Below are 17,166 nucleotides of genomic sequence, written 5' to 3' on the forward strand. Positions count from 1 at the left end.
AGGCGCCCGATTAAACACGGGCTTCCGCCTCGAAGCCCGGTGCCGGGAAGCGTTGTACCAGGAGTACATAGCTGGCGAGTGCGGCAAACGTCGACAGAGCAATCACCAACGCCATCACCAGTGACGTGCCATTGTGCAGGTAGCCTACCAGAGCGCCGGAACCGGCGGCTATAGTCATCTGTGCGAAGCCGAACAGGGAAGAGGCTGAGCCGGCCGTGCGCGGGAAATTTGCCAGTGCGCCGGCCATGGTTTGTGGCAGTACCATACCAGTGCCGCACAGAATCACCGCCTGGGGCAACATAACCGCCCATACCGAATACACCTCAGCCAGCGCCAACGATGCCATCACGGTGCCACCGGCCGCAGCCAGCAAAATACCACGCAGCAAAATTTGATCGGGCAACAGGCGTTTGCCCAAGCGCACCGCCAGCAGGTTGCCCACTATGTAGCCGGCCACCACAAAGGCAAAGTAGAGCCCGAAATGTTGTGGTGACACCCCCAGAAAGTCGATGAGTACGAAGGACGAGCCGGAAATAAAGGCGAACAGGCTTGAATACATCAGGCTGTTGGTCAGGGTATAACCCAGAAAACTGATATCGCTGCCAATCAGGCGATAGTTTTTCAGCAGCGATGCGGGCCGCAGTGGCTGGCGGTATTCCGGGCGCATGGGCTCGGGTATGCCGATAGCAACAATGACCATCATTGCCAGAGCGTAACCGGCCAGCACGTAAAAAATCGATGCCCAACCCAGATGGCTAACCATTACGCCGCCAATGGTGGGAGCCAGCGCCGGGGCCAGGGCCATAATACTGGCCAGAATGGCCATGATGCGGGCCGACTGTTGTGGCGTGTAAATATCGCGCACTGCGGCGCGCCCCAGTACCGGGCCGGCTGAACCCCCAAGCGCCTGTAAAAAGCGAAACAGCATCAGGCTGTCAACGTTGGTGGCGCGGGCACAGCCAATACTGGCGAGGGCAAATATAAAAAAGCCGGCAATCATGATGGGCTTGCGGCCAAAGCAATCGGCCAAGGGGCCGCAAAAAAGCTGGGCCATGGCGAAACCGGCCAGATAAAAACTTAGGGTAAGCTGGACATCGCCATTGCTGGCATTGAGGTCGCTGCCAATCTGCGGCAGTGCCGGCAGGTACATATCAGTCGCCAATGGCCCTAGCGCTACCGCGGCAGCCAATAAAATAGTGGTCCAGATACTGGTTAAGGCAAACATGGAAAATTCCGTAAAAGCGTTGATTCGGGCAGGCAGTTTACGAATTTAAAGGCAGCGGGTAAGCCGGTCAGTTGTCATACAACCTATGAATGATATCGATTGATTATTGCGTCATTCCATTCATGGTGGCCGCCACCGCGTTTATCTGGTTGCGCAACCAGCGGTGGGCAGCATCGTTCTGATAGCGCTGGTGCCAGATCATCAACAGGGTAAAGGGCTTGTAGTCGAACGGCAGTGGCACCCAGGCGGCCCGCGACAACAGCTGCTGACCCATACGTTCCGGCGCCACTGCCAACATGTCGGTACCGTATAAAAGGCTGGCAAGGGCCGAGAAGTTTGACACGCTCACTCTCTTGGTGCGGCGCAGATTGCGGGCGCTCAGGGCTTGGTCCAGCCCCGGCTGTTCGGCCGAACCCAGCATCAGGCTGATGTGGTCGGCTTTGAGGAAATCGGCCAGGGTATGAGGCGGCTCGCGCCGCGCCGGATCATAAAACACCACCATGCGGTCGGTCATCAGGCCACGTTGCATAATATCGCTGGCCTCCGGTGGGTGCGGCGACACAATAAGATCGCAGGCTTCCTGGCGTAACAGCTCGGCGCTGGGAATGCCGGCGGCAATCACCTGCAGGCGAATGCCCGGCGCCTGCTCACGCAAAATAGCCAGCAAGCCGGGCAGCAGAAGGTCGCGCTCATAATCGTTGGCGGCGATGGTAAACACCAGTTCTGCGGTTTGCGGACTGAACGGTGGGCCGGAGGACAGCGCGCGCAAATCATCCAGCACCTGACGAATGTGCGGGCCGGCCTGCTGGGCATAACGGGTAGGGGCAATGCCACGCCCGGATTTAACAAACAGAGGGTCACCCAAAGCCTGGCGCAAACGCTCCAGGGTGTGACTGACGGCCGACTGACTAACCCCAAGCGTTACTGCGGCCCGCGATACGCTGCCTTCGTCCAGCACCACCAAAAAGGTGGCCAGCGCGCGCAGGTCCAGATTAAAAGGCTCAACAGGGTTCATCAGCGGGAGTCCGTTCTTGTTGCCAAAATGATGCCATAATAATGTAATGACGATACCACGCTGGGAACAGTAGAGGGCATTCGCCTCTGCCCAAGACCCAATGTGGTTGTTATGATTAACAGTCATGAATTTTCAAAATGGAATGAACCCATGCTCAGTTTTTTACCTGCGCCGGTGATTGGTGTACTGAACTCGTTGCTGTTGTTACTGAACACCCTGGTGTGGTGCCTACTTTTATATATTCCGGCGCTGTTGAAGCTGATTATTCCCCACAAGGGTTTTGGTGTGCTGTGCACCAAGCTGATTATTCGCGTGGCCGAAATTTGGGTAGCTTGTAACAGTGGCTGGATGAAACTCACCCAGAGCACCCGCTGGGACGTGACCGGGGTTGAAGAGCTGAAGCAGGAAAGCTGGTATCTGGTGCTTAGTAACCACCAGAGCTGGGTGGATATTCTGGCCATGCAGCGGGTTTTTCACGGCAAAGCACCGTTTCTGAAGTTCTTTCTGAAGCAGCAGCTGGTGTGGGTACCGGTGATCGGCTTGGCCTGGTGGGGGCTGGATTTCCCGTTCATGAAGCGCTATTCGCGTCAGTATCTGGTAAAGCACCCCGAAAAACGCGGTGAAGACATGAAAGCCACTCGCCGCGCGTGCGAGAAGTTCCAGCACACGCCCGTCAGCATTATGAACTTCGTAGAAGGCACGCGCTTTACGCCGGCCAAGCATGCCGCCCAAAAATCATCCTACACTCACCTGTTACCGCCCAAAGCTGGCGGTGTCGGTTTTGTGTTAGACGCCATGGGTGACTCCGTCAAAACATTGGTGGATTTGACCATTGCCTACCCCGGCGGTGCGCCGACCTTCTGGCAGTTCTTGTGTGGCCAGATACCAGAAATCAAAATGGAAATTCACACCGTGGCCATTCCCGACAACCTCAAAGGCCGCGACTACATGGCCGACTCTGAATACCGCCGCAACGTAAAGCTTTGGCTTGCCGAACAGTGGCAAGCCAAAGACCAGCGCCTTACGCAGATGCTGGGACAGGTTCCTGCTTCGGCTCCTGCAGCGTCAGATTGATCTGACGGCGTTCGTCATCCACCCCGGCCAGGCGCACGGTAACGGCCTGGTCGAGTTGGAAGATGCGGCCATTTTTGTTGTGAATCAGGCGCAGGGTGACCGGGTCAAAACTGTATTTTCCATCGAGGTCACGGCAGCTGACAAACCCTTCCAGGCCGTTGCAATTTAAGCGCACAAAAAAGCCGGCGGGAATGGTGCGGCTGATAACGCCGCCCATGTCATCATCGCCCAACGTTTTTGCAAAGTCGCTTTTAAGCCAGTTCTCTACGCTGTTGGCGGCCTGGCGAGCCTGTATCAGAGTTGCCTGAAGCGTGCTGAGGGCGTTGTTGTCCAATTCTTCTAACGGCGTCTGCCAGATCAGCGATTTGATCACCCGGTGCACGTAAAAGTCGGTGAACTTGCGCAGCGGCGAGGTGAACGTGGTGTAGGCAGCAAGCCCCATACCCTGGTGCGGTGCGGGGCTGAAGGCCAGCTCGGCGCGGGCCAGTTGGCGCGCGACAATGGATTTTACCGGGGCATCTGCGTTCAGGCTGTCGGTGGTTTTCATCAGTGTTTTGAAACTCTCTGCCTGGGCAATATCCAGCTCGGCAAGCTGTGGCATGTGTTGTTCCAGCAGCTTGCGGACGTTGTCGTGACGGTCGGCGCGCAGGCCGCTGTGACAAATAAACAGACCTGTGTTGTGCTGCGACAGAAAGTCGGCGGCGCAGCGGTTGGCCGCTACCATGCACTCTTCTACCAAACGGTGGGCTTCATTTTGAACTGTGGGTTCAATGCTGCGAATACGGCGGTTTTCGTCCAGCCGCAGGCGGAACTCCGTGCGGTCACCATTAATAAGAGCGTGTTCGACGCGCCAGCGCCGCAGCGCCGTAGCGGCCTGGTGCAGCTGGTCCAAGCTGTTAGACACGGCTGACGACAGAGCTTTGATGTCGTCGTCTTCGCGGCCGTCAATCAAGTTGGCAACCAGTTCATAACTGAGTTTGCCGTGGGAGCGGAGGCTGGCCTGGTGAAAACTGTAATCGCCCAGACTGCCATCGTTGTTAACCTGCAGATCGCAAACTAAAGCCAGACGCGTTGTATCGGGCTGCAGCGAACACAAGCGGGTGCTGGCGGCTTCGGGCAGCATCGGCAGCGGCTCTCCCGGGAAGTAAATGGCGGTGGCTCGGCGCATGGCTTCGCGTTCGGTGGCGCTGCCTGGTTCAATCAATGCGGTGGGGTCGGCAATCGCAATTGACAGCGCCCAGCCGGTGGCGTTTGGCACCGCTAGCAGGGCGTCGTCCATATCTTGGGTGCCAGGGCTGTCGATGGTGACATAGGGCTGTGAGCAGCGGTCTTCTCGCCCTGCGCTGTGTGCGGCTATCGCGTCTTCACTGAGTGCTTGGGCGTGTTGCTGCACTGCCTCTGGCCATGCGTCAGACAAATCAAAACCGGCCATGGTCAGCGCCCGCTCAATACCGGCATCGCCAGCCTGGCCTATTACCCGCAGTACCCGGGCCTGGCCTTTGCCGTCTTTGATCGGGTGGCGGTGCAGGCGGCAATATATGTAATCACCGGGCTGGGCGCCGTTACGCTCTTTTGGCGGTATGAAGATCCAGCGGTTAATGCCCGCCGTTTCCGGCACCACAAAGTGGCCTTTGCCCTTGACCTGGTAGCGGCCTACAAAGGTATCCAGCGAGCTGCTCAGCAGCTCTTCCACCAAGCCTTGGGTTTTGCCTTTTTCGACATCCTGTTCGGTGATGTTGATGCGGTCGCCGGGAAGCACTTTTTGCATTTCCTCGGGCGGAAGAAACACATCTCTGCCGTCGTCCATAGCAGCAAAGCCAAAGCGGCCATTGGTTGCTTTTACGGTGCCGGAAAAAACCACTTTGTGTTCTTCGATATTGGATTTCAGCTGGCGCAACTGGCTGAGAGCGTCGGCATTGAGCATGAAGTAACCTGGCTGATAAAAAAATGAATGTTACCGCGCAGTATAACTGTAAAGGGGCAATGAGTCAGACCCGTTAGGCAATGAGAGCGTGGCTGATGCTTTATTTGTCGGGTCAGCCCGGGATTTGATGGTCTTTATTCGCGATGAACACCGTGTTGCGACCGCGGGCTTTGGCCTGGTAAAGCGCTTGGTCGGCTTCGTGCAGGATGGTTTTAGCGCTGTCGCCGGGTTGACACAGGTAGGCGCCTACGCTGACCGTAATCGGTATATTACCGTTTGCACTTTCGCGTTCAAAGGTCTGGCGCAAACGCTCGCTCAGAAAACGTAGAATATTATGATCACAGGGCGACAACACCACCATAAACTCGTCGCCACCCCATCGCCCGGGTTGGTCGTACGGGCGCAGACTGTACTGTAACCAGAGCGCTGCCTGACACAGAACTTCATCGCCGGTTTGATGGCCAAGGCTGTCGTTAATCGCCTTAAAGTGGTCGATGTCCAGCCACATAACGCCAAAACCGGCATTTCGCCGACTGGCCCGCTGGATCTCGACCTCCAGGATTTCATCCAGACTGCGGCGGTTACAAAGTCCGGTCAGCGAATCTACCCGCGCTAGCGAATGCAGGTCTGTAGTGCGTTCGGCAATTTTTTGTTCAAGCTCATCGCGGGAATATTTGAGTGTACGTGTCATTTCCTCAAAGTCGTCGGCGCTGTCGAACAGCAGGTCAATGGTGCTTTTCTGGCCTTCGGGCTTGATGATCGTGGCAAAATCGATGTAATTGCGATCGCGGTATAGCTGAATGGCGCCGTTCAGATCCACAAACAACGTGGTTATGCCTTGCTGGCCGGTGTCTACAATGTCCTTCAGAAAGTCATCAAGGTTCAGTCCGGTTCCTACCATACCCACGATGACGTTCTCTTTGTTGCGCATCAGTACGTCAATCCACAGCTTGGTTACACCCAGGTTGGTGTCGGGATTCACATTCAGATGGAAGTCGCGGCCTTCGTCAATCAGTCGGTAGAACCAGGCGTCATCGGGCTCGTTTGGGTCCAGAGTGTAGCGGAACTGCTGGCCCTGATAATCGTTGGATGTGTTGTTGTAGTAATAGTGGCTATTGCTTAAAAAGGCGACAAAATAGCTGTGGTCGCGGAAATTATTGCGAAAGCTTTCCATTTCACCAATGGCGGCGGCTTTGATCAACGGGCCGTCAGGGGTTCTGGCGAGTGCCAGAAGGGCTTGAGAGCGCGCCATTTGCCGCGCCAGGCCTATTTCGCGCTCTAGCGACTGCAGCAGACGGGCGCTGTCATAACGCACCTGAATTTCAGCGACTTGTTTACCCCAGCGCTCGATCAGATTGTCTGACAACTGCTGATACGCGGCCCAGGTGGCAATGCTTGCCAAGATCATCAGGCCAGCAGCAAGGCTGAGAATTCGATTTTTCAGATTCAACGAGGCTCCCTCTCGATGATTTCGTTCACAAAGTCATAAAATAAGGAGCCCGATGTTAGAGCAAATAATCACTAAACTGTATAAAAATGTCGCAGTGCTTGGTGTAAGGGCCGATTGACATTGTTGTTCAGAATCGTGCGGCAATTAGTTGTGTTCGGCGAACACCTGGGTCTGGCCGTTGGCGTTGAATAACAGCACTTGGTACGGATCTTTGCGGCCGCCCATTTCCATTCCTGGTGAGCCTGCAGGCATGCCCGGAACGCTCAAGCCACGGGCTTGGGGCGCTTGGCTTAACAGGCGTTTGATGTCGTCCGCCGGCACGTGGCCTTCAATCACGTAATCGTTGATAAACGCGGTGTGGCAACTGGCCAGGGCCGGTGTCAGGCCGGCTTCGATTTTCACCGGCGTGACATTGTCGACTTCGCTGACTTCCACCTCAAAACCGTTGTCCTCCAGGTGTTTGATCCAGTCGGTGCAGCAGCCACAGGTAGGCGATTTGTAGACGTGAATGTTGTGCTCAGATTCGGCGCTTGCCAGGGCCGAGCCAAAGCTCAGGCTAGCGCCCAGTAACATGGCTAGAGTACGTTGCTTCATAAGTGTTACCTCTTCGTTTTGGTGTCAGTGGGCGCCAACCAGAACCACCAGACGACGGCGGCCATCAGCGCTAAACCTGTGAGGTTGACCAAAAAAGATGTCATTGGTTCTGTTCCTGTTTGGCGGAGCTGTCTACTTTGCGACTGGTTTTGAACAGTCGCAGCCGGTTAGCGTTGGTAACCACGGTAACCGACGACATCGACATGGCTGCACCGGCAAGGATCGGGCTTAACAGAATGCCCCACAATGGATACAGCAAGCCAGCGGCAATGGGGATACCCAGGCTGTTATAAATAAACGCGCCGAACAGATTCTGGTGAATGTTCTTCACCGTGGCGCGGGATATTTCGATGGCGTCGGGAACCCCGTGCAGGGAACCGCGCATCAGTGTAATGGCGGCGCTTTCAATGGCTACATCAGTGCCGGTGCCAATGGCAAAGCCAACATCGGCGGCGGCCAGAGCCGGGGCATCGTTAATTCCGTCACCCACCATGGCGACGGTATAGCCTTTTTTACGCATGTCATTAACTACGTCGGCTTTGTCTTCCGGCAACACTCCGGCACGATAATCGTCAATACCGGCACTGGCGCAGATGGCTTTGGCGGTGGCGTCCACATCGCCGGTGACCATCATCACTTTGATGCCGGCTTGATGCAGCCGTTCAATGGCGGCCCGGGAGTCAGGTTTGATCGCATCTGCAACGCCAATGACGCCCAGCACCCGTGTGCCCAGGGCCACAAACAGCGGGGTGCCGGCGTTGTCGGTAATACTTTGGGCGGCCTGGTCCAACGGGGTTACATCCAGCCCTTCATCTACCAGCCAACGCCGGTTGCCCAGGCGCAGGGTATCGCCATTGTGTTGCCCGGCTACACCCTTGCCGTTGAGGCTGTCGAAGCCGGTTATGTCGGCCGGTTGAATAGTGTCCTGCCGGACTTTTTCCATAATGGCGTAGGCCAGCGGGTGCTCTGAATACTGCTCAAGACCGGCGGCCAGGGCCAGCAGATGAATTTCATCACCGTTTACTACATGCACTTGGGTAACCACGGGTTTGCCGGCAGTGATAGTGCCGGTCTTATCCAGAATGACCAGGTTGATCTTGCCAGCGGTTTGAAGCGCTTCACCCTGGCGGATCAGCGCGCCGTATTCAGCGGCTTTGCCGACGCCGACCATCACCGACATGGGCGTGGCAAGGCCCAAGGCGCAGGGACAGGCGATGATCAGTACGGTGGTGGCGGCCACCATCATGTGCGCTACTGCCGGGTCTGGCCCCAGGTTGTACCAGGCAAGCGCGGCGGCTATGGCGATCAGCATCACACTGGGCACAAATACCGAGGAAATTTTATCCGCCAGGCGGCCTATTGAGGGCTTCGAGCCTTGGGCTTTTTTTACCAGACGGATAATTTGCGCCAGGGCCGTGTCGCTGCCTACACGGGTGGCTTCGTACACAATGCTGCCACGGGTGTTCAAAGTGCCGGCAGACACTTCGTCGCCTTCGCCTTTACTGACCGGCATGGGCTCGCCGGTGAGCATGCTTTCGTCAACGCGGGTGTTGCCTTCGCGCACTACACCGTCCACCGGCAGCTGTTCACCGGGCCGAACGCGGATCTGGTCGCCTTTACGCACCTGCTCTATGGGCAGGTCCTGTTCCTGGCCGTCGCGGATCACGCGGGCGGTTTTAGCGCGCAGATCCAACAGCCGGCGCACGGCTTCGGAGGTTTTGCCTTTGGCGCGCAGCTCTAATGCCTGGCCCAGATTGATCAGACCGATGATCATCGCCGAAGCTTCAAAATACACGTGGCGCGCCATTTCTGGCAGGGCTGCGGGGAACACCGCCACCACCATGGAATAGATCCACGCGGTGCCGGTACCCAGCGCTACCAGGGTGTCCATATTGGCGTTGTGATGGAGAAAGGCTTTCCCGGCGCTGGTGAAAAAATGGCTGCCGGTGGCAATCATCACGCCCAGGGTCAGAATGCCCAGGTTGATCCAGGTGGTCTGGTTACCGGCATCTACGGTCATTGAGCCGAAACCCATGCCCCAGATCATCAGGCCTAAACCCAATGACAGGCTGATCGCCATTTTTACCAGCAAGGTGCGGTAGCGTTTGCGATCTTGCTGCTGGCGGCGTTCGTCTGCAGTGTCTGGATCTTCAATCACGCTGGCGCCGTAGCCGGCGCTTTCGATGGCTTTGATCAGTGCTTGCGGAGCTACTTGACCGCTGGCACTGGCGGTATTGTCGGCCAGGTTCATGTGGGCGCGGGTAACGCCGCTGACCGACTTCAAGGCTTTTTCGATGCTGCTGACGCAAGACGCACAGGTGGCGCCGGTGACCGTCAGCTGAATGCCGTCGTTGCTGTCGCTGGCGGCGCTGGCCGTCTCTGGCGCAGGGGCCTTTGCTTCATCAGTGGTACTTTTTTCGCTGCGACAGGATGGCGTTATCTTGCTGGCACAGCAGTTTTTGGCGGCGGGCTCGGCATGGAGAATCTCCGACGGATAGCCCGCTTCGGTGATTCTGCGGGCAGCGTCGGTGGCGTCAATGCCTGCGGGCAAGGTGACGGTTTTCTGCTCGATGTTCACATCCACCGCGGCACTGTCGGTGACCAAAGGTTCTAATGCCACGCGGATTTTACGGGCGCAGCCCTGGCAGGTGGCACCGGCAATGCTGAGCCGATTCTCGGTGTTAGCGGTTGTGTTGTCCATGATTCAGAGTTCCTCCGTCAGGTTAGGTTCGGCCTGATCCCAGTGTTCAATTAAACGGCAGATGGTATGGCCGTCTGGTGTGCCATCGGGCATGTCTCGCCAAGCGTCCAGGGCCTTTTCCATGCGCTGGTGCAGTTGCTGGAGCTCGTTAATCTGGAGTTCAACCTCGGCCAGTCGTTGTTCAAACAGGCCGCGCACCATGGGACAGGGGGAATGCTCGTCGTCGGCTTGGTTCAAAATGTCGCGGATCTCGGGCAGGGAAAAACCAAGCTGGCGGGCCTTACGGGCAAAACGTAGGCGGCGCAGATCATCGCTGGAGAAATGTTGGTAGTTGTTCGCCGGATCGCGGCTGGGTGCCAGCAGTTTTTCGCGAGAATAGAATCGCACAGTGTCAGGCGTTACCCCAGCGGCACGGGCCATGTCTTTTACTTTCATAAACTACCCCGTCGCCTTTTACGATAAGTGTAGCTTAAAACCTGTTAGCTGCTCATAGGTCAAATGTTACGAACGTGTTGTCAGCCTTTGGCGCGGAGAAAACAACCGCAGTGCTTGCACTGTTCCGGAACCATCAGTTTGGCTTGCCAGCCCAGCTTTTCGCTACAAGCGGGACAGGTCAGCTTTAGCTGCATCGCCACTATTGGCGCCACCAACAGCACCAGAATGATACCCAGCCCGTCCCAACTATCGCCGCTAGACAACCCCAGTTGGCTGCTGAACACCAAAATGATGATTAACGCCGTAAAGGCGAACAGAAAATAATTGCGGTTCCACCGTTCCCAGCGGCGTAGGCGCGCGTCTTGTTCGGTGGTCAGATAATGTGTCATGGAGTCTCACAGTTAAAGTAAGTTTTCAGCGTGTTGCGGCTTCAGCCACTGCTCCAGCTGGTCGGCGGGAATCGGACGGCTGATCAGATAACCCTGAGCCACAGCGCAACCACGCTGGCGCAGAAAATTGAGCTTGCTGATAGTTTCTACGCCTTCGGCTACCACCTGGATGCCCAGATTGTGGGCCAAATTGATAATTGCAGAGGTAATGGTGGCATCGTCCTGGCGTTCGGTTACTTGGGTGATGAACGAACGGTCAATTTTTAGCAGATCAATCGGGAAGTCACGGATGTAGCTCAGCGAGGAGTAGCCAACTCCGACATTGTCAATTGCCAAGCGCACGCCAAGTTGCGGCTCGATCCAGCGGATGGAAAAATCACGGTCAATCCACTCGATTGCCTGGTAAATCTTGGAATCTTGCAAATGGTTGCGGACATCCCTGCGCCACTGGGCTTCGCTAATGGCCATTATTTCAGCCTCGGTGTCCAGATGCGCCTGAATCTGGCGACTGTCTTGCTGGCTTTGGCCAAATCGCAAACCCAAGGCCAGTAATAAAAACAAAAAAAGATAAACACCGGCAGGGCTGGGGGGAAAAGCCCTTTTGCCACAACACGCTGTGTTGAATCGGTGTTTTTCATCGCGCTCTCTAGGGTCGGTGTATAAGCCGGGGTATTTCCATTTTTGGACAGCGGTCCATCACTACTTTCATGCCCGCCTGTCGCGCGCGCTCGGCGCCTTGGTGATTAATAACGCCAATTTGGAGCCACAGGACCGGAATTCTCATGGCGATGGCCTGGTCGATCACCGCGTCGGTGCGTTGCGGAGCCAGGAACAGGTCTGCCATGTCTGCCGCGACCGGCAGTGATTCAAGATCCGCGTAAACGGTTTCACCCAGTAGCTGCTGGCCAGCCAAACGTGGGTTGACGGGTATTACCCGGTAGCCCTGCTGTTGCAAGTAATGCATAACTTCGTGGGAAGGTCGGCTGGTTTTTTCACTGGCGCCCACCAACGCTATGGTGCGGACCTGCTGCAGAATGTCGAGAATCTGCGAGTCAGACGTCTCATGCATGATGTAACGCTCCTGTCGAGGAAGAAAATGACAATGTAAGTGCTACCAGTCACCTAGTGCCCCATCTGGCCAATGTGAACCTGATCAACGGTTGGTACTGATCAGATTGAAGAATTCCAGGCGGGTGGCCTGTGACTTTCGGAACTGGCCGAGCATCATCGAGGTCTTCATTTTCGAGTTCTGTTTTTCGACACCGCGCATCATCATGCACATGTGCTGGGCTTCGATCACGACGGCGACGCCCTTGGCGTTGGTCACACTTTCTACCGCTTCTGCGATTTGTCGGGTCAGATTTTCCTGGATTTGCAGGCGCCTTGCGTACATATCCACAATGCGCGCGAATTTGGACAGCCCCAGGACCTTGCCCTGGGGCAGGTAGGCAATGTGGCACTTGCCGATAAAAGGCAACACGTGATGTTCACACATGCTGTACAGTTCTATGTCCTGTATCACCACCATTTCGTCCATGGCGGATTCGAACACCGCGTTGTTGACCAACTTGTTCAGATCCTGCTGGTACCCGCGAGTTAGAAACTGCATGGCTTTGGCCGCGCGCAGAGGCGTGCTTTGTAGGCCTTCGCGGTCACAGTTTTCACCCAAGCCATTAATAATGGCGCGGTAGTGGCCTGCAAGATCGTCTGTCAGGGAATTGCTCATAAATAAGGGTCCGGTTTACTGAATCTGGCAAGGGCGGAAGCTTAAGGCAAAATGGCCATGATCTCTATGGGTAAGCGCCGTAGCGGTTCAGCTGTCGCCCTAAAGGCCGGTATCGGTTGGCGGCGAGCTGCCAGTTAACTGCACAACACGGTTGCGGCCATCGGATTTGGCTTTATACAGTGCCTGGTCTGCACGCTTGAGCCAGACTGACCAAGTCTCGTTGGCGCAGGCTTGCGTCAGGCCACCGCTGATGGTGACCCCAATACCGGTCTGAAAGGGTTCAACGGCCACGCTCTTTACCAGCTCACGGGCCAGTGTCTCGGCTTCGGGCAGGCTGGTTTCCGGCAGCAGCACCATGAATTCTTCGCCGCCAATACGAAATATGTGGTCGTTGTCGCGCAGGCGGTTGCTCAGCAGGCGTGCTATGCCGGTCAATACGGTGTCACCGGTGTGGTGGCCCCATTTGTCGTTGATGGCTTTGAAGTGGTCCAGGTCCAGCAGCAAAATAGACGATGGCCGGTCGTAGCGTTCGCACAACTGGATTTGGTTGGTCAGGCTTTCAGCCAGTGTTGCCCGGTTCCGGCAGCCGGTGAGTGGGTCTGTGGTGGCAAGTTCTGTCAGTTCTTGCTGCAAGCGCCCCACCAGCCAGGCAAAAATCAGTGCGAACAGGCAAGTCAGCCCTAGTGATGTGGTGATACGCCAGAACTCCGACAGGGGAAATACGTAAAAGGCCATGACCGCCATCAGGGCCAAAAACACAAAGTTGCTGATGGCGGCATCCCGCAGGGGCATTAGAAAAAATACGGCAGTAATGGCAGGGTAGGCCCAGTAAAGCCCGGCATGGCCGTTAATGGCGGTAGAATAGACCGCGCAGATCATCGCCAGTAGCGGAAACAGCCAGCCCCGCAAGAAGTAGTGTTGGCGGAAGCGCAAAAAGCCAATCACCAGTAAGGCGTTGGCGCAGAACAGAAAGAGTAGGGCAGACAATAGATAATTCTGATGAAGCCACTGCACCACAATCAGCGGCGCTACGGCCAGGCAAGCCCAGAAATGCATATGATAAACCAGCTGGCGGCGAAACCCCATTACCACCAAAGTTGGGTTGCTGGTAAATTTTTCCGATAGGAAAAAAGGTATGGCCACCTAGAGCTCCCTTCGTCAGCCCGATGTTGCGGCTTGGCACGCTGGTTTTTTTTATTACTCAATACGCCAAATTTAGCACGGCTTGCCGTGAAAAAACGCTGCCCTGTTGAATAATCGTTGTCGTGTTCGCCGGAGAAACCGCGGCCAAACCCAATAATGATGACACTTTGTGGCTTTCTCGACCGCGTCCCTTATTAAGGAGAAACCATGACCGCTATTCATATTCGCACACCGGCTTTAACGATTCGAGCCGGTACTCGTGCCATGAGGCGGTTACGGGATAACCCGCTGAGCGCCGAGGATGTTCACGTGATTCCTGGCGCTGCCGGCGGGCCCAAAGCCTTGGGCCTGAGCGGCTTGGATAAAACCCTGTTTGGTCATTGGCTGCCGAGCGCGCCGCAGCCCAGAGCGTTGGTGGGCTCGTCTATTGGCAGCTGGCGCTTTGCGGCGGTGGCGTCGTCTGACAACCCGGTTGCTCAGTTGGAGTTGCTAGCGGAGCTATACACCCAGCAGCGTTTTACAAAAGGGGTCAGCGCCGCCGAAGTAACCCGCAAAAGCCTCGAGTTTCTGCAACAGTTACTGGGTGGGCGTGAACAGCATATTTTGAATCACCCGCAGTATCGGCTCAGCGTAATGGTGGTGCGCAGTTTGGGACTGTTGCGGCACGATAGCCGCGGTCGTCTGACCCTGGGGCTGCTACACGCCATAGCTAGCAATATGCTGGGGCGCCGGCATCTGGGTCGGGTCATGGAGCGGGGCATTGTGCAGGACACTCGCACACCGGCACCCTTAGAGGAGCTGCGCGATTTCGCCAGCCACACCATTGCACTGAATCAAGACAACCTGCTTCCGGCGTTGCTGGCCTCGGCTTCAATTCCGATGGTGATGTCGGGAGTGGCGAACATTCCTGGAGCGCCAGCAGGACTTTATCGCGACGGCGGTTTATTGGATTATCACCTGGATTTGCCGTACCAGCAGCCCGGTGTTGTGCTGTATCCGCATTTTACCGACCGAATAATTCCCGGTTGGTTTGATAAGTCTTTACCTTGGCGCAAGTCTAACGCGTCACATGTGCAGGATGTGCTGTTGGTGGCCCCCTCGGCGGACTATCTGGCGAGTTTGCCCAATGGAAAGCTGCCGGACCGTCGTGATTTTGAAAAGTATCTGGGCGACGATGCCGGCCGCGAAAAGGCCTGGCGTCGGGCGATTGCCGAGAGTGAACGCCTGGGTGATGAATTCATGGAATTGGTGGAAAAGCGCCAGTGGAATTCAGTGATGCAGCCGCTGTAGCCCCTGCGTTTGGATGCGAGAACCCTTCTGTTAAGCCGACTTATGCCCGTTGTTTGCCGCCAACCGCGGATATCAGCAGAAAACAGCTGAATGCGGTAACCACCACCGACGGCCCCGCCGGTGTGTCCAGTTCCCATGACAGGGCCAGCCCCCCGGTCACGGCAATAAAGCCGAACAGCATCGCCATGGCCACCATCTGTTCGGGTGTGCGTGCCAGGCGCCTTGCGGTGGCGGCGGGAATAATCAGCAGCGCAGTAATCAGCAGCACGCCGACAATTTTCATGGCCACTGCAATAACAATGGCAAACATCAGAATCAGAGCCAGCCGCAGGCGTTCTACCGGCACCCCTTCAACCCGCGCCAGTTCTTCGTGAATGGTGCTCATCAGCAGGCCACGCCATAGCAGCGCCAGCAGGCACAAAATAGTGGCGGCACCGCCGTAAATCCACCATAGATCGCTGCGGCTCATGGCCAGCAGATCGCCAAACAGCAGCCCGGTCAGGTCCATTCGCACCGAGGGCATAAAGCTCAGGGTGACCAGTCCAATGGCCAGCGCACTGTGGGCCAGGATGCCCAGTAGGGTATCGGTGGCTAATGTTTTGCTGCGGGAAAACAGCACCAGCGCCAGAGCCAACCCCAAGCAAGTGATAATCACCCCAACATTAATCGGCACCTGAATCACAAAGCTCAGGGCAATGCCTAGAAGTGCCGAGTGGGCCAGTGTATCGCCAAAATAGGCTAACCGCCGCCAAACCACAAAACAGCCCAGAGGCCCCGCTACCAGAGCGACACCCAGGCCGCCGATCAGCGCACGCCAGAAAAAATCATCCAGAATGCCATCAATCATGGTGGTGCCCTGAGCAAGTTGGCGCTGCTTCTGCGTCGTCGAGAGTACTTTTTTTGAGAGTGCCTTCGCTGAGAGTGCCATCGATAGCGGAGCCGCCGCCAATAACATTGCCGTGCAGATCATGTCGGTGATTGTGATGGTGATGGTACACCGCCAGTGACTCGGCAACGGCGGTGCCGAAGGTTTCAATAAAGGCCGGGTCGTGGGATATGTCTTCCGGAAAACCGCTGCAACACACGTGCTGGTTCAGGCAGATAACCTTGTCGGTCGCGGCCATAACCAGATGCAGGTCGTGGGATATCATGATAACGCCGCAGTTGAGTTCGTCTCGGAGCTGGCGCACCAGATCGTAAAGCGCGGCTTGGCCATTGATGTCGACCCCTTGAGCTGGCTCATCCAGGACCAACAGGCCGGGCTGACGGGCCAGCGCGCGGGCCAGCAGCAGGCGTTGTTTCTCGCCGCCAGAAAGATGGTGCACCGAAGCTGTCATCAGGTGGGCTACACCAGTGCGCGCCAACGCCTTTTGACAGCCTTTGCGGTCACAGCCGCCCAGCGCCATGAAACGCTCAACACTCAGCGGCAGGGTGGTTTCGAGGTTCAGGGTTTGTGGCACATAGCCAATCACCAAGCCGGGCTGCAGGCTAATCGATCCAGAAGTGGCTTTCTGGATGCCCAGGATGCTTTTGATCAGGGTGGTTTTGCCGGCTCCGTTGGGGCCAATAATAGTGATGATATCGCCGCGCTTTATACTCAAAGACACCCGATCAACAATCAATCGGGCATTGAGCGTCACCGATACCTTGCTCAGTTCTGCCAAAACCTCGTTCATGATGGTGTCGGCTGATCAGCGCTGTCGCTCTGACAGCGCGGGCACAAGCCGGCAATTTCCAAAGTAATCTGTTCTACCTGAAACGTTTCGGCTGTGGCGGCTTGGTTAATAGCAGCGGTTATGTTCGGGGCGGCTAACTCCAGCACGTTGCCACAGCTGCGGCAGATCAGAAAGGTGCCGCAGTGGTGCTGGCCCGGGTGGTCGCAACCGGTGAACGCGTTAAGCGACGCAATACGGTGCACCAGGCCGTGCTGCTGTAAAAAATCGAGGGCGCGATACACCGTTGGCGGCGCAGCTTTGTGGCCATCGGCGCTTAACTGAGCCAGCACATCGTAGGCGCCCAATGGTTTGTGGGACTGCCAAATCAGTTCTAGCACTCTTTCCCTGACAGGGGTTAGCCGCGCCTCGTTACGCCGGCAGATTTCCCTGGCTTGAGCCAAGGCCTGATCAACGCAAAGATCATGATTGTGGGGGCGATAGGGTAAAGCGCGGGCGGGCATGGCAAGTATCCGGTAAAAATTTGC

16 protein-coding genes and 1 pseudogene are annotated in these 17,166 nt (G+C 56.4%); 2 read left to right on the plus strand and 15 right to left on the minus strand.

Translation table 11 applies throughout. The features are described from left to right. Positions 1 to 10: 10 nt before the first annotated feature. Together MELB17_RS00835 and MELB17_RS00840 are read right to left on the minus strand one after the other, a co-directional pair. Positions 11 to 1,225, minus strand: coding sequence for a multidrug effflux MFS transporter (locus MELB17_RS00835; protein WP_007348211.1), 1,215 nt, complete (start codon positions 1,223 to 1,225; stop codon positions 11 to 13). Positions 1,226 to 1,328: 103 nt separating this feature from the next. Continuing rightward, positions 1,329 to 2,240, minus strand: coding sequence for a LysR family transcriptional regulator (locus MELB17_RS00840; RefSeq protein ID WP_007348212.1), 912 nt, complete (start codon positions 2,238 to 2,240; stop codon positions 1,329 to 1,331). A 150-nt stretch (positions 2,241 to 2,390) separates the two neighbouring features. Here MELB17_RS00840 and MELB17_RS00845 point away from each other — a divergent pair, with 150 nt between their 5' ends. Next, the gene (locus MELB17_RS00845) at positions 2,391 to 3,314 is read left to right on the plus strand and encodes an acyltransferase (RefSeq protein ID WP_007348213.1); all 924 of its coding nucleotides are present in this window, start codon (positions 2,391 to 2,393) and stop codon (positions 3,312 to 3,314) included. Here the strand turns inward: MELB17_RS00845 and MELB17_RS00850 are convergent. The 10 genes and pseudogenes from MELB17_RS00850 to MELB17_RS00895 form a co-directional block, all read right to left on the minus strand. Continuing rightward, positions 3,262 to 5,238 (minus strand): ribonuclease R family protein, encoded by a 1,977-nt coding sequence (locus MELB17_RS00850; RefSeq protein WP_007348214.1) that lies wholly within the window; start codon positions 5,236 to 5,238, stop codon positions 3,262 to 3,264. The two genes, MELB17_RS00845 and MELB17_RS00850, sit on opposite strands and share 53 nt — an antisense overlap. 112 nt (positions 5,239 to 5,350) lie before the next feature. Continuing rightward, on the minus strand, positions 5,351 to 6,688 hold the full coding sequence (locus MELB17_RS00855) for a GGDEF domain-containing protein (protein ID WP_007348215.1): 1,338 nt from the start codon (positions 6,686 to 6,688) through the stop codon (positions 5,351 to 5,353). Between the two features lie 144 nt (positions 6,689 to 6,832). Beyond that, positions 6,833 to 7,282, minus strand: coding sequence for a DUF411 domain-containing protein (locus MELB17_RS00860; RefSeq protein ID WP_036183078.1), 450 nt, complete (start codon positions 7,280 to 7,282; stop codon positions 6,833 to 6,835). Between the two features lie 100 nt (positions 7,283 to 7,382). Further along, positions 7,383 to 9,983, minus strand: coding sequence for a heavy metal translocating P-type ATPase (locus tag MELB17_RS00865; protein ID WP_007348218.1), 2,601 nt, complete (start codon positions 9,981 to 9,983; stop codon positions 7,383 to 7,385). Positions 9,984 to 9,986: 3 nt separating this feature from the next. Further along, complete coding sequence (locus MELB17_RS00870) at positions 9,987 to 10,418, minus strand: MerR family transcriptional regulator (RefSeq protein WP_007348219.1); 432 nt, start codon at positions 10,416 to 10,418, stop codon at positions 9,987 to 9,989. Between the two features lie 80 nt (positions 10,419 to 10,498). Then, positions 10,499 to 10,807 (minus strand): hypothetical protein, encoded by a 309-nt coding sequence (locus MELB17_RS00875; protein ID WP_007348220.1) that lies wholly within the window; start codon positions 10,805 to 10,807, stop codon positions 10,499 to 10,501. A 12-nt stretch (positions 10,808 to 10,819) separates the two neighbouring features. Next, positions 10,820 to 11,158 (minus strand): annotated as a pseudogene (locus MELB17_RS26025) (EAL domain-containing protein); the annotation flags it as partial. A gap of 295 nt (positions 11,159 to 11,453) precedes the next feature. Further along, the gene (locus MELB17_RS00885) at positions 11,454 to 11,876 is read right to left on the minus strand and encodes a CoA-binding protein (protein ID WP_007348222.1); all 423 of its coding nucleotides are present in this window, start codon (positions 11,874 to 11,876) and stop codon (positions 11,454 to 11,456) included. Positions 11,877 to 11,960: 84 nt separating this feature from the next. Continuing rightward, the gene (gene folE, locus MELB17_RS00890) at positions 11,961 to 12,533 is read right to left on the minus strand and encodes a GTP cyclohydrolase I FolE (protein ID WP_007348223.1); all 573 of its coding nucleotides are present in this window, start codon (positions 12,531 to 12,533) and stop codon (positions 11,961 to 11,963) included. A gap of 99 nt (positions 12,534 to 12,632) precedes the next feature. Beyond that, on the minus strand, positions 12,633 to 13,676 hold the full coding sequence (locus MELB17_RS00895; protein WP_007348224.1) for a sensor domain-containing diguanylate cyclase: 1,044 nt from the start codon (positions 13,674 to 13,676) through the stop codon (positions 12,633 to 12,635). A 207-nt stretch (positions 13,677 to 13,883) separates the two neighbouring features. On the opposite strand from MELB17_RS00895, the gene MELB17_RS00900 reads away from it, so the two are divergent. Beyond that, positions 13,884 to 14,966, plus strand: a complete 1,083-nt coding sequence (locus MELB17_RS00900) for a patatin-like phospholipase family protein (protein WP_007348225.1) — start codon at positions 13,884 to 13,886, stop codon at positions 14,964 to 14,966. Between the two features lie 40 nt (positions 14,967 to 15,006). Here MELB17_RS00900 and MELB17_RS00905 read toward each other — a convergent pair whose 3' ends face one another. The 3 genes from MELB17_RS00905 to MELB17_RS00915 are packed head-to-tail and all read right to left on the minus strand — an operon-like array spanning position 15,007 to position 17,142. Next, entirely contained in the window at positions 15,007 to 15,813 is an 807-nt protein-coding gene (locus tag MELB17_RS00905; RefSeq protein WP_007348226.1) for an iron chelate uptake ABC transporter family permease subunit, read from the minus strand. Then, positions 15,806 to 16,642: a zinc ABC transporter ATP-binding protein ZnuC gene (znuC, locus tag MELB17_RS00910; protein ID WP_007348227.1), complete on the minus strand. Its 837-nt coding sequence runs from the start codon at positions 16,640 to 16,642 to the stop codon at positions 15,806 to 15,808. The genes MELB17_RS00905 and znuC overlap by 8 nt, the downstream gene beginning before the upstream one ends. After that, entirely contained in the window at positions 16,639 to 17,142 is a 504-nt protein-coding gene (locus MELB17_RS00915) for a Fur family transcriptional regulator (protein ID WP_007348228.1), read from the minus strand. The genes znuC and MELB17_RS00915 overlap by 4 nt, the downstream gene beginning before the upstream one ends. Positions 17,143 to 17,166 lie beyond the last annotated feature (24 nt).

The organism is Marinobacter sp. ELB17 (assembly GCF_000169375.1).
Taxonomy (GTDB): domain Bacteria; phylum Pseudomonadota; class Gammaproteobacteria; order Pseudomonadales; family Oleiphilaceae; genus Marinobacter.